Source organism: Diplocloster modestus (genome assembly GCF_019042245.1).
GTDB lineage: Bacteria > Bacillota > Clostridia > Lachnospirales > Lachnospiraceae > Diplocloster > Diplocloster modestus.
The window spans coordinates 167,774-190,063 of sequence record NZ_JAHQCX010000008.1 but is presented as its reverse complement, the minus strand read 5'-3'; the positions used below and the strand labels follow the sequence as shown (position 1 = coordinate 190,063).

20 protein-coding genes are annotated in these 22,290 nt (G+C 47.2%); 14 read left to right on the top strand and 6 right to left on the bottom strand.

The features are described 5' to 3' along the window. The first annotated feature begins 437 nt into the window (after nt 1-437). From KTH90_RS13490 to KTH90_RS13450, 9 genes are all read left to right on the top strand, one after another. Nucleotides 438-1,268, top strand: a complete 831-nt coding sequence (locus KTH90_RS13490) for a MerR family transcriptional regulator (RefSeq protein ID WP_158355135.1) — start codon at nt 438-440, stop codon at nt 1,266-1,268. Between the two features lie 199 nt (nt 1,269-1,467). Beyond that, on the top strand, nt 1,468-2,502 hold the full coding sequence (locus tag KTH90_RS13485) for an NAD(P)H-dependent amine dehydrogenase family protein (protein ID WP_158355137.1): 1,035 nt from the start codon (nt 1,468-1,470) through the stop codon (nt 2,500-2,502). 347 nt (nt 2,503-2,849) lie between these two features. Next, nucleotides 2,850-4,205 carry an ABC transporter substrate-binding protein gene (locus KTH90_RS13480; RefSeq protein ID WP_158355139.1) on the top strand — a complete coding sequence of 452 codons (1,356 nt, stop codon included), beginning with the start codon at nt 2,850-2,852 and terminating at the stop codon, nt 4,203-4,205. 13 nt (nt 4,206-4,218) lie between these two features. After that, nucleotides 4,219-5,082 carry a carbohydrate ABC transporter permease gene (locus KTH90_RS13475; RefSeq protein WP_238726932.1) on the top strand — a complete coding sequence of 288 codons (864 nt, stop codon included), beginning with the start codon at nt 4,219-4,221 and terminating at the stop codon, nt 5,080-5,082. Further along, nucleotides 5,082-5,909 carry a carbohydrate ABC transporter permease gene (locus KTH90_RS13470; protein WP_158355143.1) on the top strand — a complete coding sequence of 276 codons (828 nt, stop codon included), beginning with the start codon at nt 5,082-5,084 and terminating at the stop codon, nt 5,907-5,909. The genes KTH90_RS13475 and KTH90_RS13470 overlap by 1 nt, the downstream gene beginning before the upstream one ends. Nucleotides 5,910-6,100: 191 nt before the next feature. Continuing rightward, complete coding sequence (locus KTH90_RS13465; RefSeq protein ID WP_238726931.1) at nt 6,101-7,192, top strand: glycoside hydrolase family 172 protein; 1,092 nt, start codon at nt 6,101-6,103, stop codon at nt 7,190-7,192. A gap of 4 nt (nt 7,193-7,196) precedes the next feature. Further along, nucleotides 7,197-8,966: a cache domain-containing sensor histidine kinase gene (locus KTH90_RS13460; protein WP_158355147.1), complete on the top strand. Its 1,770-nt coding sequence runs from the start codon at nt 7,197-7,199 to the stop codon at nt 8,964-8,966. Then, entirely contained in the window at nt 8,954-10,141 is a 1,188-nt protein-coding gene (locus tag KTH90_RS13455) for a response regulator (protein ID WP_158355149.1), read from the top strand. Before KTH90_RS13460 ends, KTH90_RS13455 begins: the two co-directional genes overlap by 13 nt. Before the next feature lie 441 nt (nt 10,142-10,582). Next, nucleotides 10,583-10,846: a hypothetical protein gene (locus KTH90_RS13450; protein ID WP_158355150.1), complete on the top strand. Its 264-nt coding sequence runs from the start codon at nt 10,583-10,585 to the stop codon at nt 10,844-10,846. Nucleotides 10,847-11,021: 175 nt separating this feature from the next. Here KTH90_RS13450 and KTH90_RS13445 read toward each other — a convergent pair whose 3' ends face one another. Further along, nucleotides 11,022-11,936 carry a prepilin-type N-terminal cleavage/methylation domain-containing protein gene (locus tag KTH90_RS13445; protein ID WP_158355152.1) on the bottom strand — a complete coding sequence of 305 codons (915 nt, stop codon included), beginning with the start codon at nt 11,934-11,936 and terminating at the stop codon, nt 11,022-11,024. A 155-nt stretch (nt 11,937-12,091) separates the two neighbouring features. Here KTH90_RS13445 and KTH90_RS13440 point away from each other — a divergent pair, with 155 nt between their 5' ends. The 3 genes from KTH90_RS13440 (at nt 12,092) to KTH90_RS13430 (ending at nt 15,087) form a co-directional block, all read left to right on the top strand. Beyond that, nucleotides 12,092-12,511: a putative ABC transporter permease gene (locus KTH90_RS13440; RefSeq protein WP_158355154.1), complete on the top strand. Its 420-nt coding sequence runs from the start codon at nt 12,092-12,094 to the stop codon at nt 12,509-12,511. 92 nt (nt 12,512-12,603) lie between these two features. Then, nucleotides 12,604-13,644: a threonine aldolase family protein gene (locus KTH90_RS13435; protein ID WP_158355156.1), complete on the top strand. Its 1,041-nt coding sequence runs from the start codon at nt 12,604-12,606 to the stop codon at nt 13,642-13,644. A 54-nt stretch (nt 13,645-13,698) separates the two neighbouring features. Continuing rightward, a complete protein-coding gene (locus KTH90_RS13430; RefSeq protein ID WP_330656009.1) occupies nt 13,699-15,087 on the top strand; it encodes an FAD-dependent oxidoreductase in 1,389 nt (462 codons plus the stop codon). A 144-nt stretch (nt 15,088-15,231) separates the two neighbouring features. Here KTH90_RS13430 and rhaM read toward each other — a convergent pair whose 3' ends face one another. The 4 genes from rhaM to KTH90_RS13410 all read right to left on the bottom strand — a co-directional run bounded on the left by rhaM (nt 15,232) and on the right by KTH90_RS13410 (nt 19,330). Next, nucleotides 15,232-15,546 carry an L-rhamnose mutarotase gene (rhaM, locus tag KTH90_RS13425; RefSeq protein WP_158355160.1) on the bottom strand — a complete coding sequence of 105 codons (315 nt, stop codon included), beginning with the start codon at nt 15,544-15,546 and terminating at the stop codon, nt 15,232-15,234. A 141-nt stretch (nt 15,547-15,687) separates the two neighbouring features. After that, nucleotides 15,688-17,943: a CotH kinase family protein gene (locus KTH90_RS13420; protein ID WP_158355162.1), complete on the bottom strand. Its 2,256-nt coding sequence runs from the start codon at nt 17,941-17,943 to the stop codon at nt 15,688-15,690. A 7-nt stretch (nt 17,944-17,950) separates the two neighbouring features. Then, nucleotides 17,951-18,625, bottom strand: a complete 675-nt coding sequence (locus KTH90_RS13415) for a DUF4956 domain-containing protein (protein WP_158355164.1) — start codon at nt 18,623-18,625, stop codon at nt 17,951-17,953. Between the two features lie 12 nt (nt 18,626-18,637). After that, nucleotides 18,638-19,330 (bottom strand): polyphosphate polymerase domain-containing protein, encoded by a 693-nt coding sequence (locus tag KTH90_RS13410; RefSeq protein ID WP_158355166.1) that lies wholly within the window; start codon nt 19,328-19,330, stop codon nt 18,638-18,640. Between the two features lie 506 nt (nt 19,331-19,836). Here KTH90_RS13410 and ku point away from each other — a divergent pair. Together ku and KTH90_RS13400 are read left to right on the top strand one after the other, a co-directional pair. Next, the gene (gene ku, locus KTH90_RS13405) at nt 19,837-20,649 is read left to right on the top strand and encodes a non-homologous end joining protein Ku (protein WP_158355168.1); all 813 of its coding nucleotides are present in this window, start codon (nt 19,837-19,839) and stop codon (nt 20,647-20,649) included. Then, nucleotides 20,646-21,596 (top strand): ATP-dependent DNA ligase, encoded by a 951-nt coding sequence (locus KTH90_RS13400; RefSeq protein WP_158355170.1) that lies wholly within the window; start codon nt 20,646-20,648, stop codon nt 21,594-21,596. The genes ku and KTH90_RS13400 overlap by 4 nt, the downstream gene beginning before the upstream one ends. Nucleotides 21,597-21,622: 26 nt before the next feature. Here the strand turns inward: KTH90_RS13400 and KTH90_RS13395 are convergent, their stop codons facing one another. After that, a complete protein-coding gene (locus KTH90_RS13395) occupies nt 21,623-22,147 on the bottom strand; it encodes a sporulation initiation factor Spo0A C-terminal domain-containing protein (RefSeq protein WP_158355172.1) in 525 nt (174 codons plus the stop codon). Nucleotides 22,148-22,290: the final 143 nt, after the last annotated feature.

Below are 22,290 nucleotides of genomic sequence, written 5' to 3'. Positions count from 1 at the left end.
CTTACAACAAATTTTCGATAGCCGGTTATTATCCGAATACAAGTGGTCAAAAAACTGTTATTTGGGTAGCGGCTGGATTACTATCTGCCATCGCTGCTTATGTGTAAATATTTTAAAAGGATATTCTATCGAAAACAGGCGGAGATATGTTATAATTTTATAAATGCCGGACTGGATGTTCGGTAAATTTTAAAGTCTGGTTATTTTGTGTTCAGTGTGTTCCTTGATGCCGATAAATGTCGAAAACATTATAGCAAGTATAAGGTTAATGATTTTTATGCCGCAAGATCTATTTGATTTAGAATGCAGTAAATGCGGCACTGGAGGAACGCGCATAGCGCATACCTGAATTTGAGCCGCAGTAAATGCGGCACTGGAGGAACGCGCATAGCGCATACCTGAATTAAGCCGCAGTAAATGCGGCACTGGAGGAAATTATGGATAAGATGACGATTGGCAGGATGGCCAGATTAAACCACATTTCCGAACAGACCTTAAGGCTCTATGACCGCATGGGGCTTTTGAGCCCTGTCCGTGTTGGAGAGAATGGCTATCGATATTACGATATGCGCCAGTGCGCACAACTGGACATGATTCAGTATATGAAATCATTGGGTATGAGCCTCAAAGATATCAAAATGCACATGGAAGATAAAAATATTGATATGATGAAGAGTGTCCTCCGCCAGAAAAGCAGCCAGATCGAAAGGCAGATCCGGGAACTGAAGTATCAAAGACGAGCGATCGAACGCACTCTGGACAGCTTTGAACAATATGAAAATGCCCCAAAGACAGGGACGATCCTGACCGAATTCATTCGGGAGAGGCAGATGTATTGTGTGAAGTCAAAAGAAAATTTTTATGACTATGGGATCGAAATGTATGAAAAGGTTCTGCGGCAATTGAAGGACAGTCTTATGGAAAATCAGCTGCCTCAGATCTATTTCTGCAATGCCGGATCAATCGTCTCCCGGGAAAACATCCTGAAACGGAATTTTTATTCGGAAGTGGTCTTTGTGTTTGTAGACCAGGATTACGTAGATAAATCACTGATTACCAGAATTCCCAGCAATACCTATCTGTGTATTTACTGCGAGGGCTTTGAGCAGGAACTGGAATATGCCGGCCGGCTGCTGAACGAAGTGGAAGAGAAGGGATATGTGATCTGCGGGGATTATATTTGTGAAGTGATTTCGGAAATTCCGCTGATGGAGTATGAGGAACGGGGGATGTTCCTGCGGTTACAAGTACCAATAAAATATCGTTAAATTTGTAACAATTGCAGTATTGACCCTATTCCTGTTATAAAGTTTACAATGGAGCCGTAAGATAACAAAGACAAGCGGCTTCCATACAAAATCCTACGAGATCCTACCAGATCCGCTGTGCTGTGCGGTCCGCAGGGAGAAAAACAGCGGGCAGTATCTGGGATGTGTATAAGGGAGCGACAGGAAAGGGGTATCGCAAATGTATAACGAAAAAGTAAGAGTAGTGCAGTATGGTTGTGGAAAGATGTCCAAATATTCACTCCGCTATCTGTATGAAAAAGGTGCGGAGATCGTCGGTGCGATCGATGTCAATCCAGAAGTGGTTGGCATGGATGTGGGTGACTGGGCTGAATTAGGCGTTAAGCTGGGAGTAACGATCCAGAGTGATGCGGATGCCGTATTGGACAACTGTGATGCAAATATTGCCGTGTTAACCCTGTTTAGCTTTATGGACGATGTTTATCCGCATTTTGAGCGCTGCGTGAAACGCGGTATCAATGTGGTTACGACCTGTGAAGAGGCGATCTACCCGTGGACAACTGCCTCCGCGATTACCAATAAATTAGACAAACTGGCGAAAGAAAATAACTGTACCATCGTGGGCGCTGGAATGCAGGATATCTACTGGATCAATATGATCGGCTGTGTAGCCGGCGGCGTTCACCGGATCGACCGGATCGAGGGAGCGGTCAGCTACAATGTGGAAGACTATGGGCTGGCATTGGCAGAGGCCCACGGCGCGGGATTTACGCCGGAAGAGTTCGAGGAAAAGATAGCGCATCCGACCACACTGGAGCCTGCCTATGTATGGAATTCCAATGAATCATTGTGCGCAAAGATGGGATGGACGATCAAATCCCAGACTCAGAAATGTGTCCCTTACTTCTATGACACGGATCTGTATTCTTCCACGCTGGGAAGAACAATTCCCAAGGGCAACTGCATCGGCATGAGCGCTGTGGTCACCACCGAAACGTTCCAGGGACCTGTGATCGAGACCCAGTGTATCGGTAAAGTATACGGACCCGACGACGGAGATATGTGTGACTGGAAGATCATCGGCGAGCCGGATGTCACCTTCTATGTGCAAAAACCGGCAACCGTGGAACACACCTGCGCGACAATCGTCAACAGGATCCCCACGATCCTGAACGCACCGGCGGGGTATGTAACTGTAGAGCAGCTGGAGCCAGTGGAATATCTCTCTTATCCGATGCAGATGTATGTGAAATAACATTGGTGAATACGTATTGGATGATATACTAAGAGTACCGGGCTGGATTTATATATGAGGGTTTGAATATCCTTATGTATAAATCCAGTCTTTTTTATTTTGAAGCAATACAGCTTCTATGAAATAATTAATGCTCCGCGGGGATCGGATCGCACTGCGTTGGAAGGTCCTGCTTACTTTCGGCTGAGCCTCCGAAACCTATTAAAAATGGAGGCAATCCCAGCCCTTTAGCACCGCGCCCAAAATCCTAGAATTTGTGTCCTTAAATATAGAATCCATGGCATTATCATACACAGCTTCCAATGCTATAATGATACCATCAAAAGCAGAAAGAGAGGAAGAGGTATATGAAAAAGTTAGTTGCTATTGTATTATGTCTGTGTATGAGTACTGTTTTGTTGTCCGGCTGCGGAACAAAAGAAGAACCGGCGGCCGCACCTTCGGCTGCTCCGGCCGCCGTTCCGGCAGAGGAGGATGCGAAAACGCCGGAAACCACACCGGAAACTGCCGGGGAAGAAGAGGTGAATATCCAGTTTTTGGCCAATGAGACCCCTATTCTCACCAGGGATTTCTGGCAGGTGGTGGTTGACCGCTACACGGAGGAACATCCCAATGTGCATATCGAGCTGATCTTCCAGCCATCCTCCAATATTACGGTTCGGGAACATGCGAAGACCCTGCTGTCCACCGGCCAGTTCCCCGACGTTATGGTGATGACCACCCCCAGTGATTTCGTTCCGTCAGGCGCTTTATTGCCTTTTGAGGACAGCGATGTGGACATGGTCAAACCGGAATACGTATCCAGGATAGACGGCAAGATCTATGTCGTACCCTATAAGATCCAGGTGGGCGGCGTGTTCTACAATAAGGATCTGTTCAAAGAGAACAATCTGGAAGTGCCAAAGACCTGGGAGGAACTGGTAAAAATCTGTGATACGTTCAACAGCAAGGGAGTTACTCCGGCTGTGATGGGATTAAAAGACGGCTGGGCACATACCCTTCCCTTCCAGTGTATCGAGGCAGTTGATCTGCTTTCCCAGACACCGGACTGGCCGCAGCAGAGAATGGCGAAGAAGGTGAATTTTGCCGATACGCCTGAATTTGTGGAAGGCGTGGAAAAATTTGTCGATCTTATGACAAAATACAATACCTCTGACCGGTCCAGCATGACCTATGCCCAGAGCAATGAATATTTCTTCAGCGGAAAAAGCGCCATGTATATGATGGGTTCCTGGACCCAGGGGGACGAGATGAATATGCCTCATGACTTCGAAGTCGGATTCTTCCCCATACCAGGAGATGACGCTTCCAATAAGGTGATGCCCTTATGGGTAAATGAAGGCCTGTCCGTCAGCTCTCAGACCAAGTATCCGGAGGTGGCCAAGGATTTTGTGAAATTCTTTATTCAGGATCCCACATGGTCAGCCCAGTTCCTTCAGACAGAACAGTTATTTACACCGCTGAAGGAAGAAGTGAAGTATGAAAAGACACCGCTGCACGAAGAGATCGAAGGAATGATGGATGAATACAAGGGAATTCCCAATTTCTTTGACACTGTTGGCGATAATGCCTGGATCGCAGGCGGATCCGACCTGTTGATTAAATTTACATTGAAGCTGGCTTCGGATCCAAATGCGGATATGCAAAAAGAACTGGAGAATCTGGACCGGGAGTTTGACAAGCTGCTGGATAACGCCCAGTAACGAAGGGGCCTGTATGAAAAACTGGAAAACGAAACTATCTGACTTTTTGTTTTTGCTGCCGGGCAGCCTGATCTATCTAGTCTTTATGGTGGTACCTATCGTAGTCTGCTTTTATTACAGTTTTACGAACTGGGATGGAATCAGCCCCACCTATAAGTTTATCGGAATGAAGAACTTCGTTAATCTAATGACGGACCAGGCATTCTGGGATTCGGTGAAAACGACTCTGATCCTGACCGCGTTCAATGTGATCTTTGTCAACGTATTCGGGGTACTGATCGCGGTCTGGATGGACAAAAAAGAGAAAACCTACAATTTGTGTAAAGCGGTTATTTTTATTCCCTGTGTGCTGAGCAGTGTGGTGGTGTCCTTTATCTGGTCCTATATGACACAGGGAAACGGAGGCGTGATCAATGAGATCATCGGCTTTTTCGGAGGCGCCAATGTAGATTTCTTCGCCTCCCCGTTTGTCACGACGCTGACGGTTACCATGGCGATCTCCTGGGCTGGACTGGGATTTTATGTGACGGTTTACGATGCCTCGCTGAAGACGATTCCGCAAGATTTGTATGAGGCGGCCCAGGTGGACGGCGCATCCGCTTTCCACAAATTTTTCCGCATCACATTACCGCTGCTGGTACCGGGACTTACGATATCCATTATTTTTTCCGTGATTAACGCGCTCCGCCAGTATGATTTTGTAAAGATCATGACACCGCAGACCATCGAGACGATCGCGGTCAATGCGGTCTCCAGAATGACGGACTATAATATGCTGGGATATTCCTCGGCGATCGTTCTGATTCTGTTCCTGTTTATTGCTGTGGTGACGGCGGTTCAGTACCTGATTCTGAAAAAGATGGAGGTGGATTATTGATGAAGAGGAGAAAAAAAGTCTCCGTCATTTCCAGAATCGGGGCTGTAGCGCTCACCGTAATCTTTGCGCTGCCTTTGTATATCGCGGTGGTGAACGCATTTAAACCCTACGAAGATATCATTATGAAACCGCTTGCCCCCCCGGCCTCCTTTACCCTGCAGAACTTTATCGCTGCCTGGAACAGCGCGGGAATACCCAGACTCTATCTGAACAGTATCCTGATCACCGGATGCTCACTGGTATTACTGATTCTGGTAGCATCCATGGCTGCTTATATTGTGGCTCGGAACAAGACCAGATTCTACAACGGCATCTATGTTTTTTTCCTGATGGGACTGATGATACCGGTCCAGATGATCCTGATTCCCAGCATCAAGACATTATCTTTCTTTCATCTGCTCCGGACGATGCCGGGAATGATCCTGTTCAACTGCGCGGTCTATTTCAGCGTTTCATTCTTCCTCTATGTGGAATTCTTTAAGACGCTGCCCACTTCACTGGAAGAGTCCGCGAAGATCGACGGAGCCAGCCGGTTTGTGATCTTCCGCTCGATTTTACTGCCGCTGCTGAAGCCATGTACCTCCACCGTGATTATTTTTTCCGGTATGTGGATCTGGAATGATTTCCTGCCGCCGCTGTATATCCTGGATGCCAAGACCGGCAGTACGATCACCACGGGTATCTACCGGGCGATCGGGCAGTATACGACGAACTGGGATATTGTGTTTGGCGCGGTCATGTGGGCTTCGGTACCGATCGTGATCCTGTATCTGTGTATGCAGAAACAGTTCCGGCACGGTATGGTGGCGGGAGCCATCAAGGGATAATCCGGAAGGTTCTGCGGCGTGGAGAAGATTGTGCCATTACTTTAAGCAATGATGAAACAAGATTGTTGCCGAAGATATCGTCGAAACGTTTAAAAAGGGACAGAAATAATTACAAGTTGAGACGGTTATAAGAGAGTATGCCGACAACAATTATAAAAGAATAAGAATAAAATTACATGAGGAGCTGGCAGATGGATGACAGATCAGATATGATGGTATTGGATGACGCGGTGAGCTATAGTATCTCCCCGGAGAATCCAAAAGGGGAAAAGGGAAAGGGCGCCATGGCAACGGAAGGCTTCGGCGCCGGTGCTGCCCGGGAACTGGGAAAAGGGTGGAAGATCCATCCGTGTGAACTGATCAAACCCGGGGAGACGCTTACGCTTGCGGATATGGATGGCAGCGGTATGATCGAGAGTATGTGGTTCGGCGGTGTGGTTGATAAAAATTACATCCTGAGAATCTACTGGGACGAATCGGCAGAGCCTTCCGTGGAATGCCCCCTGCCGGACTTCTTCGCCTACGGCTGGGCGGAAACGCAAGATGACCAATGGATGAAAGGCCCTTTTTTTACACTGAATTCTTCCCAGGTGGTAGTGGGACCGATCCGGGGGCTGAACTGCTTCTGGAAGATGCCGTTTCGCAGGCATTGCCGGATGACCATCGAAAACCGGACGGAACGGGGGTACATGTGTTTTTATCAGATTAATTATATCCGGACCAGCCTGCCGGAGAACATCGGATATTTCCACGCCCAGTACCGGCAGTCCAAACCACTGCGCCAGGGAGAGGTGCATACAGTCCTTAATGGGGTGCAGGGAAAGGGAAAATATGTGGGACTGGCCATGAGCATCGGTTTAAACGGGGATGGACGCTGGTGGGGCGAAGGGGAGTTGAAGATTTACCTGGACAAAGATCAGGAAGCCCCTTCCATCGTTTACACCGGCACGGAAGATTACTTTGGGGGTTCTTTTAACTTCGAAGTGGACGGGGCTTATACCACGTACAGTACGCCGTATCTGGGCATGCATTATTACCGGAAGCCGGACGGGCTGTACAATATCCAGCCCAGATTTTCCATGTACCGCTGGCATGTGCAGGACGCGATCCGTTTCCAGTCGGATATCAGGATCGAGATACAGGATCTGGGATGGACCAGGAAGGATCTCTACCTGGCCAGAAGAGACGACCTGTTTACGGTGTGTTACTGGTATCAGACTTTGGGAGGGACCAGCTTTCCAAAACTGCCGGACAGCAGGGAGCTTCGAATTGTGAGTGAATAAGCGGATGAAAAAAAACAGATTTGTCAGCAATATGCTGGTCATGTATTCGCTGATTATCGTATTGGGTCTGGGGGCCTCATCCTGGTTTATCGCCAATACCATGGCGGAACAGATGATCAGGACCCAGACAAACTACGAGGCGGAGCTGATGGATAAGATGAAGGTGGATATCAACGGGCGGCTCCAGTCCATCGGCAATATCTTTACCAACCTTTATCTGAAAGAATATGATTATCAAAATATTACGGATGTGCTGCGGGAGGAACAGGATGATTATCAGCGGGAGCTGTTCATCAACCAGTTCCTGCGGGCATCCAGCAATGGCAACCAGTTCGTCAAAGAGATAATCCTGGTGGATTATCAGAGGAATAAGACGTATCTGATTGCCAAAAGCCTGTTTCAGGACTGGAACAAGGAGGTGGATTTTCTTCATTCAGATTTCCTGAATGAAGTGAAGAAGTATGAAAATGAGATCGTTATGACGCCTGTGTACCGGTCCGATTATTTAAAAGAACAGGACGACGTCATCAGTGTCTATATGAATATCGTGGATATCTATAACATGCAGAAGAGTCCGAAATGCGGGGCGGTGATTATCAATATTGATCCAAAAGCGTTTTTCGAAATCTACGACAGTCCGGGAGAACAGCAGATCGGGACCACCTATATCGTCGATCCCAAAGGTGTCATATATTACCGGACAGGAGATGAGAGCTTAGATTATCTATTGAAACAGACCACGGCGCTGCCCCGGAAGGAGCAGGAACAGTTCGTGGTGAAAAAGGCGGATCTGGTCTCGTGGAGCAGGCTGTCCTATATCCATATCATAGACAAAGGAGTGTTATACCGGGAGGTCTACCGGCTGACACTGCAGCAGGTACTGCCGGTATTGGTGATCTGTCTGCTGCTGTGTCTGGCTGCGGGACTCCTGATCGCCTGTCTGTTAGGCAGCCGGATCACGCGGATCGTCAGACATATCCGGAAGATTCAGAAGGGCAGGCTGGATGAGAGGCTGGAGGTTACGAGAGACGATGAGATTGCCGTGCTGGAAAATGGGTTGAACGACATGAGCCGGAAGTTGGAAGAATACATCGACACGATCTATGTAAAAGACATCAAGATGAAAAAAGCGGAGCTTCGGGCGCTGCAGATCCAGATCAATCCGCACTTCATGTTCAATACCCTGGAATCCATCCGGGCTATGGCAATATCCGGAGACGACCCGAAAACCGCGCAGATGTTAACGATTCTGGGGAATATGTTCCGCTGGAATTTAAGACATCCGGATATCGTGCTGATCGAGGATGAGCTTCAGTATGTTGATTATTACATGCAGCTGCAGGAATTGCGCTTTGGGGAGAGACTGGAATATGAAGAGCTCCTGGATCTGGAACAAAAAGAGCTTCGGGTTCCCAAGCTGACCCTGCAGCCGATTATCGAAAACTGTATTAACCATGCGTTTAACCAGGAGATGGAGGTATGCAGGATCCGGATCCATGGAAAAAGCCAGGCGGAAAAAGGGGTCTGCATTCTGATCGAGGACAACGGAATCGGCATGGACGCGGCCACCCGGGAACTTCTGCAGCAAAAAATAGAGACGGATTCGGAAGAGGAGAATCTCTATCATATCGGAATCAAAAATGTAAATGAGCGGATGAAATTGCTGCTGGGCAGCAGCTATGGACTGAGGATCTACAGCAGCTCGATGAGGGGGACCTGTGTGGCATTATATTTACCGGCGGGAAGACAGGAGGAAGAGGAATGTACAGAGTAATGATCGTGGATGACGAGCCCCTGGTACGTCAGGGGATCATCCGTTCGGTAAACTGGGATAATCACGGGGTGGAGCAGATCGAAGAGGCAAATGACGGGCAGCAGGCGCTTGAAAAATACCGGAAGACAAAGGTGGATATTCTCATTACTGATATCAAGATGCCGCGGATGAATGGTCTGGAACTGATCAAGGAGCTCAGAGAGGAGAGTACCCAGCCCATTATCATCGTCCTGAGCGGATACAGCGATTTTGAATATCTCCAGGAAGCGATCCGCATGGAGGTGACAGATTACCTGTTAAAACCGCTGGACCCGGAGGAATTACATGAAGTGATCGGTACGGCTGTCTCCAGAATCCGCATGAAGCGCCGTGGGGACGCGCTGGCCCGGGCCGGTAAGAACCTGCTGCGGGAGAATACCTTTCTGCGGCTGATCGAGGGAAATATCGGAATCAATGAGTTAAAAGATAAATTGAAAAACCTCAATATCCAGATTAACAAGGGTACCTACAGGATCAGTGTGTTCCAGATTCTGTCCGGAGAAGACACAGATAAAAAAGGAATCTCACTGATGATATACGCGGCAGCAAATGTCTGCGATGAACTGATGAAGGAGCGGCAGTACGGTCTGTCGTTTTCCTGTATGGAAAATTATGTGATCTTGCTCTATGATCATCATCAGACCCTGGAACAGATCAGGTCCTTTGAGGAGGAAGTCCGTGGGACGCTGGCACGGGTCCTTAAGGTAAAGGTAAGATCCGGCATGGGCGTAGAGGTGGAAGAACTCGAAGAGGTAGCATGTTCTTTTCAAGAGGCGAAAAAAAGTCTGGAAGAACAAAATGGGGGTGTTCCCCACAAAGTATACAGTAAACTGGTCGGTGATCTTCTGCAGTATCTGGAAGAACATTACCGGGACAACCTGTCTCTAAAAGAAATCGCTGCTGCATTCTATGTAAATCCCTCCTATCTGGGCTATATTTTCAAAAAAGAATATGGGGAATCCTTTATCGACTGTGTCAACAGACATAAAGTGGAATATGCGAAAGAACAGCTGTTGACCACCAATCTGAGAATTTATGAAATCGCGGAGAACGTTGGTTTTACGGATACCAGGTATTTTGTCAAGATATTTAAAAAATATATGGGGGTAAATCCATCCAAAATCAGAAGAACCTAACATGAAAAAACTGGTATTAAATGCCATATTAACCGATAGGGCAAAATCCATGCGGATTAAAAAAGTGCCGGCGGGAAGCTGCCGGCACTTTTCTTGGTAATCAATGGCGGGAACATTGATTGAGCCAATAGACAAGAGGAATACCAAATTTAGATAAGACGATAAGTAATGTGAAAGAAACAAGCAAGGTCTCCAACATTTTAACCGCCTCCTTATAATTCTATTATATACAAACTTTGTTCATTTGCACGCTAAGATGTCGTTAAGAATATTTTAATCAATTTTGGGCTGGGAAACTGGAAAAAAGAGGGGGTAGCGGCATCTTTTCAGATGCCGCCTTATATGAAAAAGAAAGTGTTAGGATGAAAAAGCTATTTGCTTTTGCAATTCATAATATACGCTCCATTTGTGTAGAATATGTGATCAACGTGTCAAGAGTCTGTGAAAATTTTTAGAAAGAAAAAACAAACAGTTAAATATTGCTATTTGAAAGACTCATATTATTGGATGGAACAGATAAGATATTATATAAGGACCAGCGAATCCGGTGTTCGTTATTCCTTTTTTACGGAAGATGATAACGATGGAGAAGGAGGAAATGCCATGGGCTATATACTCTGTTTGATTGGCGGGGCTTGTCTTGGAGTAATCACAATGTCTCTTATGGTTGCTGCGGGAGATGAGGATGAAAAAAGGGAAATGTGAAAGTGAAAAAGACAAAAGAATACTGTGAAGCAGACAAAAGGATACTGTAGTCAGATAAAAGAATAAGCCATGATAACCTGTGAAAAGGAAATCATGGCTTATATACATTTCAATCTTGGGTATATTTTGCCGGAATTGCAAACCGAACTACATTATGTTATGAAACCACAAACCGTTACGGCTCATATCTGACCCAGGCACCCTGATTCGGAGCGATATCATCCGTGTTCCATGTCTTGCTGGACAAGGCATTATCGATCAGACGCTGGGCATTATCCATAGTCACGGCACTTTGGTTTATCTCGAGATTTCCCTTATAATCCTTGCGGACATAATAATAAAAATTATTTCCGTCATAGAATACAGGAGTATTCTGGTTCTTATGCGTGACAGGATCCGAAGGTGTGAACAGCAGGACCGTATCGGTTCCCCGGATCAGCACAGGCCTCCATTGCAGGGTATTTGGATCTATTTTCAGGGTACAGCCAAATTTTTCCGCGAATTCGTTCATCAGCTGGACTTCGGTATCTGTCAGGGGGGCGTCGCTGTTGTCCTTAATAAATGCGTCCCAGAGTTTGTCGTTATTAATATAATCGTTTGACCCCCACAATGCCTGCGCGTTGGACAGATATTTCCCCGCGCCGGAATTCTCCCAGTCAATCGTATATTTGGGATCCTTAGAGGCGTCATAGATTACTTTGATTTTGCTGGAGGATGTGAATTTGAGCACAGCGATGGAACGGGAGGCGCCATCTGCGGAAGCTCCTTCATTCTCGAAGGACAGGTAGCTGATCACGGCCTTCTCGGGCAGCTCAGCCAGATCAAAAATTTCATCTTTATATTTGGCCAGAAATGCAATACCGCCGGATACTTCATTGTCCGAACCATATTTTTCGGAAGCCAGAGTCTGGGTGGAGACGACTGCCCTGCGGCATTCCGCGATAGCTTCCTTTTCCTTCGCCTTGTCTATATAACCCACCAGCGTGGGTACCAAAAGAGCGATAAGGATGACAATGATAACCAGAACCACAATCATTTCTGTTAAAGTAAAACCATCGGTATTGTTTCTGTGTATTTTGTTGTTTTTCATGATAACACCTGATCCTCTATGTATTGGCGGTTCTTTTTTCATTATAGTATGGAAATAAATGCAAAGCAACCCAATTCTGTTTCAAATTGGTTTAAATTACCGTAATGGTTCCGCAGCTGTAGGGAGAAAATGATTAAAAAGGAGGAGAACAGGCAATGTGGAGACAAATTTCAAAGCTGCCATTTTTATTCGGCATTGGCGGAGGCGTGTATTATCTGATGGAAATTATGTTCCGTGGGTATTCCCATTGGAGTATGGCAGTTCTGGGCGGGATCTGTTTTGTGCTGATCGGCCTGCTGGATGCCAAATATTCACTGCGCTTTCCGGTGTGGGCGCAGATGCTGGCCTCGGCCGGCATCATAACAGCACTGGAATTCATCACCGGCTGGCTGCTGAATATCAAGCTGGGCTGGAATGTCTGGGATTATGGTGCGGTGCCGTTTAACCTGATGGGGCAGATCTGCCTGCCGTTTACCATTCTGTGGTTCTTTCTATCTTTCGTAGGAATAGTACTGGATGATTACCTGAGGTACTGGTTCTTCCGGGAGGCCAAGCCTCACTACCGCTGGTTTTAAAAGTATTTGCCGGGTTTAGAATTTTTCCGGTGGTGGGAAGCCCTCTCCTGTTGTATAATGGGGATACGGAAAACGCACGTATGGAGGAAAGAATGATCTATTTTCAAAGTGATTATGTAGAGGGATGCCACCCCAAGATACTGGAAAAAATGGCGGAGACCAATTTTGTACAAACCCCGGGATACGGAAATGACGCCTATTGCGGCAGCGCCAGGGAGAAAATCCGAAAAGCCTGCGGCAGAGAAGATGTGGATGTTCATTTCCTGGTCGGAGGTACGCAGACGAACGCGACGGTGATCGCATCCATTTTAAAAGCCCATCAGGGAGTGATCAGCGCCGACACCGGCCATATCGCATGTCATGAGACAGGGGCTATCGAAGCAGCCGGGCACAAGGTGCTGACCCTGCCATCCGAAGACGGCACCATTACCGGTGATCAGGTAGAAGCATACTGTGATGCTCACGATGCCTGCGCCAGCAGGGAACATATGGTACAGCCCGGCATGGTATATATCTCATTTCCCACAGAGAGCGGAACGCTGTATTCGAAGGAACAATTGACCAGTCTGTATGCCTCCTGCCGCAAGTGTGGTCTGCCCCTGTATCTGGATGGCGCGAGACTTGGTTACGGACTGGCCAGCAGCAGGAACGACCTTACTCTTCCCGATATCGCCCGGCTCTGCGATGTATTCTATATCGGCGGCACAAAATGCGGAGCTCTTTTTGGGGAGGCAGTCGTGATCGCAAGGGAGAGCCTGAAAAAAGATTTCCGTTACATAATCAAGCAGCATGGCGGTATGCTGGCAAAGGGCCGTTTGCTGGGAATTCAGTTCGATGTCCTGTTTGAGGATGATCTGTACTATAAGATTTGTAAAAACGCGGTAGACGCAGCTCTTAGAATCCGCTGTGCGCTGGAAGAAAAGGGTATCCCGTTCTATGTAAGCTCCTGGACAAATCAGCAGTTCCCGATCTTAAGTCAGGCTCAGATGAAATATTTTTCCGAAGGCGCGGCCTATGAAATATGGGAGCCCATCGATGAGAAAAACACGGCGGTACGTTTCTGCACCAGCTGGGCGACAACCGGAGAAAATGTGCAGGCTATGGTAGAATTGATCCGAAATATGCCTTTATAAAGAAAAAGCCACAAACATAAAGCCAAATATAAAGTCACAAATATAAAGTCATAAATATTAGCCGTCATTCTTTCATATAATATTCGTAAAGGCTCTTCCGGATATAAGAAAAAGGGTTTCCGGATCTGGGACAACAATGAGAGGAGCAGGCAGAAAATTATGAAAAGAGTGGTTATCGCCGGAGGAGGCTGGTCCGGCTGCGCGGCTGCGGTGGAAGCAGCCAAGCTGGGGGCATCCGTTACCTTGCTGGAGCGTACAGATATGCTGTTAGGTACCGGTCTCGCGGGCGGGATTATGCGCAACAACGGCCGCTTTACCGCCACAGAAGAGCTGATCGCGCTGGGTGCCGGGGATCTGTTCCAGGTGATTGATCAGAACATCAGACATAGAAACATCAGATTTCCGGGCCATGAGCACGCGGATCTGTACGATATCGGCAGGATCGAGGGCGCTGTAAGGCGGTATCTCGAAGATCAAGATATCCGGTTGGTCTTTCAGGCCCGTATATCACACATCCAAATGGAAAACAGAAGGATCGAAAAAGCCACAGATGACAAAAACAGAAACTATGAGGGAGACGTATTCATCGACGCAACCGGTACGGCAGGCCCCATGAACTGCTGCACAAAATACGGAAACGGCTGTGCAATGTGTGTACTGCGCTGTCCAAGTTTCGGTGGAAGAGTATCCCTGACCGGGCTGACCGGCATAGAAGAGTACAAAGGCAGGAAAAAAGACGGATCCGTCGGCGCCATGAGCGGTTCCTGCAAGCTCTTAAAAGAATCCCTCTCCCCCGAAATCAGCCATAAGCTGGATGAGGAAGGCGTCTGCATCATTCCCGTACCCAGAGACTTGATCGATGACCACCTGGACTTGAAATGCTGTCAGCAATATGCATTACCTGAATTCAGAGACAATATTATTCTGCTGGACACAGGGCACGCGAAACTTATGACACCCTATTATCCATTAGAGAAGCTGCATCAGATTCCGGGATTTCAAAATGCCCGGTACGAGGACCCCTATGCGGGAGGAAAGGGTAACTCCATGCGGTACTTTGCGATGGCTCCAAGGGAAAATACTCTGAAAGTAACAGAGACTGAAAACCTGTTCTGCGCCGGGGAGAAAGCGGGACTTCTGGTGGGCCATACCGAAGCAATCGTTACAGGAGCGCTGGCGGGTTACAACAGTGTGAGATGCGCGGAAGGGCTTGAGCTATTCGAGCTCCCCCGTGAACTGGCGATAGGAGATGCCATAGCATTTGTAAAAGAAGAGATGGCAACCGATGCGGGAATGGGCAGAAAGTACACTTTCTCCGGTTCTTATTACTTCACCCGTATGAAAAAGCTGGATCTATATACAACCGATGCTGAAAAGATCCGCTGCAGAGTAAACAAAGCGGGCTTGACCGGGATATTCACAACATTGAGCCGCAATAAATAAAGAAAAGCAAAAATGGAAAATGGACCCTGTTGGTGATACGCTGTATAAAACCGTATCACCAACAGGGTCCATTGTAAAGCCAAAATATAGTCCATGCTTTATGACTGCCAACTATCCTTAACAAGTTCTATTGCATTACTTCGCTTAATCCAAATGAAAAACATTTTTAAGATCCACCGATACCGGGCTGTTATCCGGGTTCGTTTCCATGACTGGAGCCATAAAATCCCACCATTTACGGTTAATAGCGGTATCCGCCCCCTCAGCCCATTTCTCCTCATCCTCGATCTCGATGTAACCAAACAGGATATTTGTCTCCTTGTCCCAGAAAATCGTATAATTCCGGCCGCCATGTTCATGGATCATATCCTTCATCTCCGGCCACAGTTCATTGTGGCGCTTCTCATATTCTTCAGCCATACCCTCATACAGTTTCATCTTAAATCCCTTGATGATCATTTTGCGTATCCTCCTTGTTTTTCCCATGTATCATTCACTATATCTGTAAAATATCTGTCAGCCATTATTATAACAGAGAAATACGCAGCGGGGAAGAACTATTCTCAAAGGATAAGTCCTCAAATATAATCAGGTAATTATTTATTGGACCAACTCTACAAAGAATTTCCAGGTATTCCCATACAGATAACGCCCATAACTCTCATCCGCCGCCATCTTTGGAATACGTACCTGATCCAGGATCGTTCCATCGGCATCGGATAACGTCAGAACCTCACCTTTTTTCAAATTAAAGTTCACCAGATAATGATTTAACACAGGACTGGTTTTACCGTAAAGAACCAGGGTTTCCCCGGGCTCCAGTTCCGTATCCGGACAGCGGTATTTCAAAAAATCGCTGCGGTCATCGGAAAGATAAAAATCCCGAAGCTGTATCGTATTCGTATATGGATTATAGAGCTCAATCCAGTCATCCACGCTGGCTGCGGACACCTTGCTGATGACCGGTCCTTCTCCGCTTATCGGGCGGGTGACCAGACGAATCTGGTTATCCCCTTCGAGGATCAAATCAGGAGAAATGACAAGATCCCTGGACGTGACAATCTGCTGATTCACTTCCCAGTGATCAAATTCGTAACCCGGGTAGGTCTCACAGGTCACCGTAAGAGGATGACTTAGGAAAAAGTATCCGTTCCACTCAGGATCTTCAGGTGTCAGCCGGACAGCTCCAAAAATGAGATCCGCACCCTCAGAAGGCGCCATCGTCACGGTATAGAGATCTTCCACTTCAAACAGCGTGTCCAGCCAGTCGGCTACCTCCTCGTTTCGGACTTCTGCATAATGCTTCAGACGGGCTACTTCGGAATCCCAATTTTCGGCTACGTTTCGTATCTCGGCGTCCGGACTTTCTTTTTCCATATATTCGATCTCCACCGCGATCTCCTGACTATAACGGTTGATCAGCTCCAACAGATGCTCCGGATCCAGAATATTGCTCATAAGAGAAGTGATGATATTGACAAAACGGGTTTCATAATCCGGATACTTTAATACGTTGGACAGGGCGTTGTTGTCATTTTCCGGGTACACCAGCATCTCCCCAAAGAGCTCCTGCGCCCGGTCGGGGGTATCATAGAGGTTGTACATATAATCGGTGTCGAAGAGGAGAAACCGGATCCGATTATCGGCGCCTTCTTTATTAGTCCGGTAAGCGGCATAATTTTTCTGCGGCCAGTCAAAGTTATTTACCATGAGCTGGAAGGCGTAATAAGTTAGAAAATTATCCATATCCACCAGTTCTTCCAGATGTTCCCGGTTCGAAGCCACGTTCAGATCGGAATACAGATATTCTGCATAGCCGGCGGCTTCGGCGCATTCCCGCTCGGAGCTCTCGAATTTCTCCACCTCATACTTTTCCACATGCAGCTGCTGGGCCAGATTATAGGAGGAATAGGAATCCTGCATCTGCAGCAGGCCGTAATATTCGCCGTTTAAGTACACGGTCACGGGTCTTGCGGACATTACCGGGGCCATTCCGATTTCCTTGGCCAGCGAACTGGCCAGATTCCACCGAATCAGAGTAGAATACAGATCATTGCCGCTGTTTCGCAGGACCAGGTGGTTGAACTTGCGGCCGGAGGACTGCAAAGATACCGTTTCTTCCGAGGCAAAAAAAGGATATTCGAATTTGGGGTTCTCTTTATCATAGATCTCGTTGGCATCCAGCTTTAAGGATTTGGGAAAATAATTGGCACTGTATCCTCCCGAAATTCCCAGCCCGATCTTTTGATCAATGATTTTATTTCCGGTCTCGTCGAACATTTCCACGTTAGCGCCGCGGATCCATTCGTCGCCCCTCTGATCAAAGTTCTTAAAGCCGTACTCCGTATTCGGGCCCTCCATCATGATGCCTGTGACCGGGTCATAGAGATTTTCCGGATCCGTGGTAATGGAGGCGATGAGAGTTGTATAGCGCTGGTCCGCGTTTTTGCCGACGAAATAGGTCTTGGTAACCACATCGCTTAAGGTATTCTTATAACATACCCGGGCTTTTACCGGTACCGCGCGAACCGTATCCCCGGCTTCCAGCAGAAGCGGTTTCTCATATAAAGGTGATTCCAGGTCAGGCGTGCTGCCGTCCAGGGTATAATAAATATCGTAGGACGAACTGTAAACCGCATCGGCTGTAAGCGCCAATTCGGTATCTTCAGACAGGAATGTATCGGAAACACTGAATTCCACACTTCCGTTTTTCACATATTCCTGAAGACTGTCGGCGTCCTTCTCCTCTGTCATGGTAAACAAGACCACAGCCAGCACAAAGATAACCAGGGCACCTGTAAACAGCCACCAATTTTTGTTTCTGGGATTTGAAAATTTCAGCAGTTTTTCCTTCATATATGCATCATCCTATGGTTTCTCCGGTTTGCAGCATCCAGTGGAAACTTTTCACTCCCTCGATGCTATGTAAAACCTCCAGATTTTCCTTTGTAAGAGCTCCCTTTACCTTCGTCTCCAAAATCATTTCACAGGAAGAATCCGTCTGATTCACCGCTTTCACCCGCACAGAAGTGACCGTCGGTTTCAGGACCGCCTGAATCCGGGCGGCATCCATGGTCTTTTGAGTACCGCGGATGACCAGCAGATAAGAATTCCATTTCCGAACATATAGATGGAAGGCGAATATAACCAGGGCGATGAACAATACGGATATCAAAGCCAGCTTAAAGTTTCGGGAACCCACACAAAGTCCCTCCACGATGGACCAGAAAATAAAAACCGTATCTCTGGGGTCTTTGATCGCGGTCCGGAACCGTACGATGGAGAGCGCACCCACCATACCCAGGGATATAACAATATTACTGCTGATCATCAGCATGATCACGACGGTGATCAGCAAAATAATCACATTGGAAGAATTGAATTTCGGATTATAGGTTACCCCATTATAGGTAAATCTATAAGTCAGGAAAATAACCGCGGAACAGAGCAGGCCGATACACAGGATAATCGCGATGTCTCGGGCTGTCAGGGCTGTGCTGTTGGTATAAAACCAGGACAGGATATCTTTTTTTGACATACATACACTCCTTTAAAAAATATATTCTTGATAGATAGGACGTCCAATTCCGTACTTGCTGACGGAAAGCCTGGACAGGGAATATTTGCGGAAAAGACTGGACAGAAAGGGCGGGAGCTGCTGGTCATATTTTACCTCCAGCACGACCTGTTCCGAGCTGACCTGGGTCCAGGGAAGTTCTTTCTGATAGAGATCCAGTTCCATCTCGCTGCTCTTAATTGCGGAATCAAATGTAATCCGGGTATGAAACAACGGATACACAAAGGCCCGGCGATCATACTCGATGATGACCGCCGGACGGTACCCCTCGCCCATCATCAAAGAATAGAGGCGCAGCGCGGCCTCCTCATCCAGATCCAGCAGCAGGCTATAGTCCCCGTCCATAATACGAACGGCCTGTTCCCTGGACAAAGTCAGGCTGGTCTTATGCTGATAATGGTCTTCCTTTTCCTTCAGTTCCAATTTAGCAAATGGCTCATTTTCATCATAAATCCTGAGCCGAATTTTCTTCCGATAATACTCACCATAATAACGGGAATTAAAATCCGCGTCATAAATAGTATCAAAGTACAGACTCTTTACCCGATAAACCCCATCGCTGGAGAATTCATCCGGTTCCAGAACCTGACTGATCTGCTCCTCCAACTGCACGGCCTGTTCCCAGCTCAACAAATACTTCAGTTCATTTCTGTAAACAGATAACACAAAAAAGACTCCTTTAAAAAATTTATCATCATCTTAGCATAATTGAACCAATAGAACAAGCTATTTCCCCGTAATAATAGTAACAGGATCTGGAAAATAGCATTTTATCTTACTAAGGGCCGGGCTGAGCGGGAAGGGGTGTGCCTTTGGGAGCCGGGCAGCAAATCCCGCGGGGACAAATCACTTCGGCCGGACCTAAGAACGGCTGACTCCGAAGGCGGGAGAACCTCTTATTGGCAGGGCCCGGAACACTGTCCGAGCCGTAGTTTGGCGAGTTTGTTCCGGACCCTGCCAATAAGAGGTTCTCCTGCCCTCGGAGTTAGCTGTTCTTATGTCCGGCCGAAGTGATTTGGCCCCAGGGGATTTGCCGCCGGGTGCCGATCGGGTGCGCCCTTTCCCGCTCATCCCGGCCCTTAGTCAACATTCCCTCCAAAGTAAAAAAGAAAAAACAGCGATTCAGAATGAAAAAGCTGCCTCTGCACATACTAAGGCCGAGGTGATAAAATATGGCAGCATCCCATAAAGGAGCGATTTCTTTTGGTCTGGTTCACATTCCGGTGGCGCTTCACACGGCAACACAGAATAATGATATCCACTTTAATCAGCTTTGCCGGGAGGACGGTTCCCGGGTAAAGTATAAGAAAGTATGTGCGAATTGCGGCAAGGAAGTGGCGTCGGATGGAATAATCAAGGGATTTGAATTTTCTCCCGGCCAGTATATAACTATGACCGACGCGGATTTTGAGAAGGCGAAGACGGAAAAGGATAAGACGATCCACATCCTGCATTTTACGGAGATGAGAAATATTCGTCCGATTTATTATGATAAAACTTATCATGCGGTACCGGAGGCAGGCGGCGATAAGGCCTATGAACTGCTGCGTAAGGCCATGCTGACGGAAGAGAAGGTGGCTATCGCCAAAACCGTGATTGGGCAGACGGAAAAACTTCTGGCGCTGATTCCCACGGATACCGGTATTCTGGTGGAAACTCTCTTTTTTTATGATGAAATTAAGGAAATGCCCAAAGAGCCGGAGCATCCGGAATTGAACGATGCGGAACTGACCATGGCAAAAACTCTGGTCAACAGCATGGTGAAACCCTTTGAACCGGAGCAGTACCAGAATGAATATCAGGTACGGCTGCGCCAGATTATCGAGGATAAGATCGCCGGGAAGGAGATCGTCACTCCTCCGGATGAAAAGCCGGCTAATGTGATCAACCTGATGGATGCGCTGCAGGCCAGTATCCGCCAGGTGGAAGATCAGGATAATTCTCCGAAAAAGAAGAGAACCAGAAAGAAAGCGGAACCGGCATGAGAGACCTGTTTGAGACGAGAAGCTTAAAGCCCATGCTGATCGGTGCAAGCGCCGACGCTTTCGACAGCAGAGATTATATTTATGAGTTGAAAATGGACGGCGAACGGTGTGTGGCCTATCTGGATCCGGCTGCCAGATTAACGGAACTTAAAAATAAGCGGGATCTGAAAATGCTTCCCAAGGTTCCTGAACTGGCGGAAATGTATAAGCAGGTGCAAAAAAAGTGCATTTTGGACGGGGAACTTATGATGATGGTGAACGGACGTCCGGATTATTCCGCTATCCAACGTCGAAGCCTGATGTCAAATAAGTTCAAAATCGAGCTGGAAGCCAAAAGGTTTCCGGCTAGTTTTGTCGCATTCGATCTGATCTACTATGAAGAAGAAGCGGTCATGAACCGGCCTCTCCTGGAAAGAAAAGAATTGCTAGCGCAAAATCTGAAGGAAAATGAGAGAGTGGCACTGTCACGATTTATTGAGGAAAAGGGAGTGGAATTTTTCCGGCTGGCGAAAGAAAACCAATTGGAGGGAATCGTCGCTAAATTAAAAGACAGTATTTATATTCCCGGAAAAAGGACAAAAGACTGGATCAAGATGAAAAATCTTTTGGATGAAGACTTTGTGGTCTGCGGTTGGATTGATAAATCAGATCATGTGAGCAGCCTGGTTCTGGGCCAGTTTCAGGGTAAAGAACTGATCTATCAGGGGCATGTGACACTGGGAGTGTCCGGTCCTGATTTTTCCCGTATACGCCAGATGGAACGGCTGTCAGAGCCGCCCCGGGGGATGAGAGTTCCCAGAGGTAATGAGGAAGCCTGCTGGATTGAACCAAAGCTGGTATGTGTGGTAAAATATATGGAACGGACTGCCCGCGGGGGATTGCGGCAGCCCGTTTTCAAAGGGCTTAGAATGGATAAAAAGCCTGAAGAATGTAAGCTTGGTCAATAGACGATGAATGATGTATATAATCTGTATTACAAATCCGATGGTTGATAAGTTAGAATTGTGCGGCCTTCCTGCCTTTTCAAGTATTCGGTAAAAAGGGAAATGAATTGACTGTTGGTTGGTTTGTGTCCCGCACTGTATGGAAACAATTGCCGGTAAAAATCCCGGTCTCCTTTTGTCCAGATTACCTGTATGGCATGGCGGATCGAACGCTCTACACTGGCCTCCGTGGTACGGAAAGTATGGGCTACTTCCGGATAGATCAGCTTTGTAATACTGATAGCAGTGTCCGGATAATGCAGAGATATTTCGACTGCCTTGCGCAGATAGCCATAGCCTTTTAAATTGGGCGGCAATCCCAGCTTTCGGATGATGGGGGCAATCTCCAAGGATGAAGTGTGTTCCTTCGAAAGAAGTAGCGAATGATCCGGCAGTTCTGCTGAGGTGGTATTCGGAAGTTCCAACACGGTGAGCCGGTCTCCCGATTGGCACAAGACAATGATCTGCAAGGAAGAATCCTCAGGGACTACCAGCTGAATGTTTTTAATGACCATAGCAAAAACTCCTTTCTCGTACGTTCTTCTTACGTATAGGACTTAAAGATTCAAAATAGGACATTAAGATTCATTTTGGAACTTATAGATTTATTGTAGGAATAGATTTAATTATAAGAAAAGTACTATAATGAAGTCAATGA

Bases quoted from the DNA above. Each gene is read 5' to 3' on its own strand.
- KTH90_RS13395 (WP_158355172.1), bottom strand. From the start codon at position 22,147: ATGGTCATTAAAAACATTCAGCTGGTAGTCCCTGAGGATTCTTCCTTG.
- rhaM (WP_158355160.1), bottom strand. From the start codon at position 15,546: ATGATCATCAAGGGATTTAAGATGAAACTGTATGAGGGTATGGCTGAA.
- KTH90_RS13445 (WP_158355152.1), bottom strand. From the start codon at position 11,936: ATGAAAAACAACAAAATACACAGAAACAATACCGATGGTTTTACTTTA.
- KTH90_RS13455 (WP_158355149.1), top strand. From the start codon at position 8,954: ATGTACAGAGTAATGATCGTGGATGACGAGCCCCTGGTACGTCAGGGG.
- KTH90_RS13470 (WP_158355143.1), top strand. From the start codon at position 5,082: ATGAAGAGGAGAAAAAAAGTCTCCGTCATTTCCAGAATCGGGGCTGTA.
- KTH90_RS13415 (WP_158355164.1), bottom strand. From the start codon at position 18,625: ATGTCAAAAAAAGATATCCTGTCCTGGTTTTATACCAACAGCACAGCC.
- KTH90_RS13460 (WP_158355147.1), top strand. From the start codon at position 7,197: ATGAAAAAAAACAGATTTGTCAGCAATATGCTGGTCATGTATTCGCTG.
- KTH90_RS13435 (WP_158355156.1), top strand. From the start codon at position 12,604: ATGATCTATTTTCAAAGTGATTATGTAGAGGGATGCCACCCCAAGATA.
- KTH90_RS13465 (WP_238726931.1), top strand. From the start codon at position 6,101: ATGGATGACAGATCAGATATGATGGTATTGGATGACGCGGTGAGCTAT.
- KTH90_RS13440 (WP_158355154.1), top strand. From the start codon at position 12,092: ATGTGGAGACAAATTTCAAAGCTGCCATTTTTATTCGGCATTGGCGGA.
- KTH90_RS13475 (WP_238726932.1), top strand. From the start codon at position 4,219: ATGAAAAACTGGAAAACGAAACTATCTGACTTTTTGTTTTTGCTGCCG.
- KTH90_RS13485 (WP_158355137.1), top strand. From the start codon at position 1,468: ATGTATAACGAAAAAGTAAGAGTAGTGCAGTATGGTTGTGGAAAGATG.
- ku (WP_158355168.1), top strand. From the start codon at position 19,837: ATGGCAGCATCCCATAAAGGAGCGATTTCTTTTGGTCTGGTTCACATT.
- KTH90_RS13400 (WP_158355170.1), top strand. From the start codon at position 20,646: ATGAGAGACCTGTTTGAGACGAGAAGCTTAAAGCCCATGCTGATCGGT.
- KTH90_RS13420 (WP_158355162.1), bottom strand. From the start codon at position 17,943: ATGAAGGAAAAACTGCTGAAATTTTCAAATCCCAGAAACAAAAATTGG.
- KTH90_RS13480 (WP_158355139.1), top strand. From the start codon at position 2,850: ATGAAAAAGTTAGTTGCTATTGTATTATGTCTGTGTATGAGTACTGTT.
- KTH90_RS13490 (WP_158355135.1), top strand. From the start codon at position 438: ATGGATAAGATGACGATTGGCAGGATGGCCAGATTAAACCACATTTCC.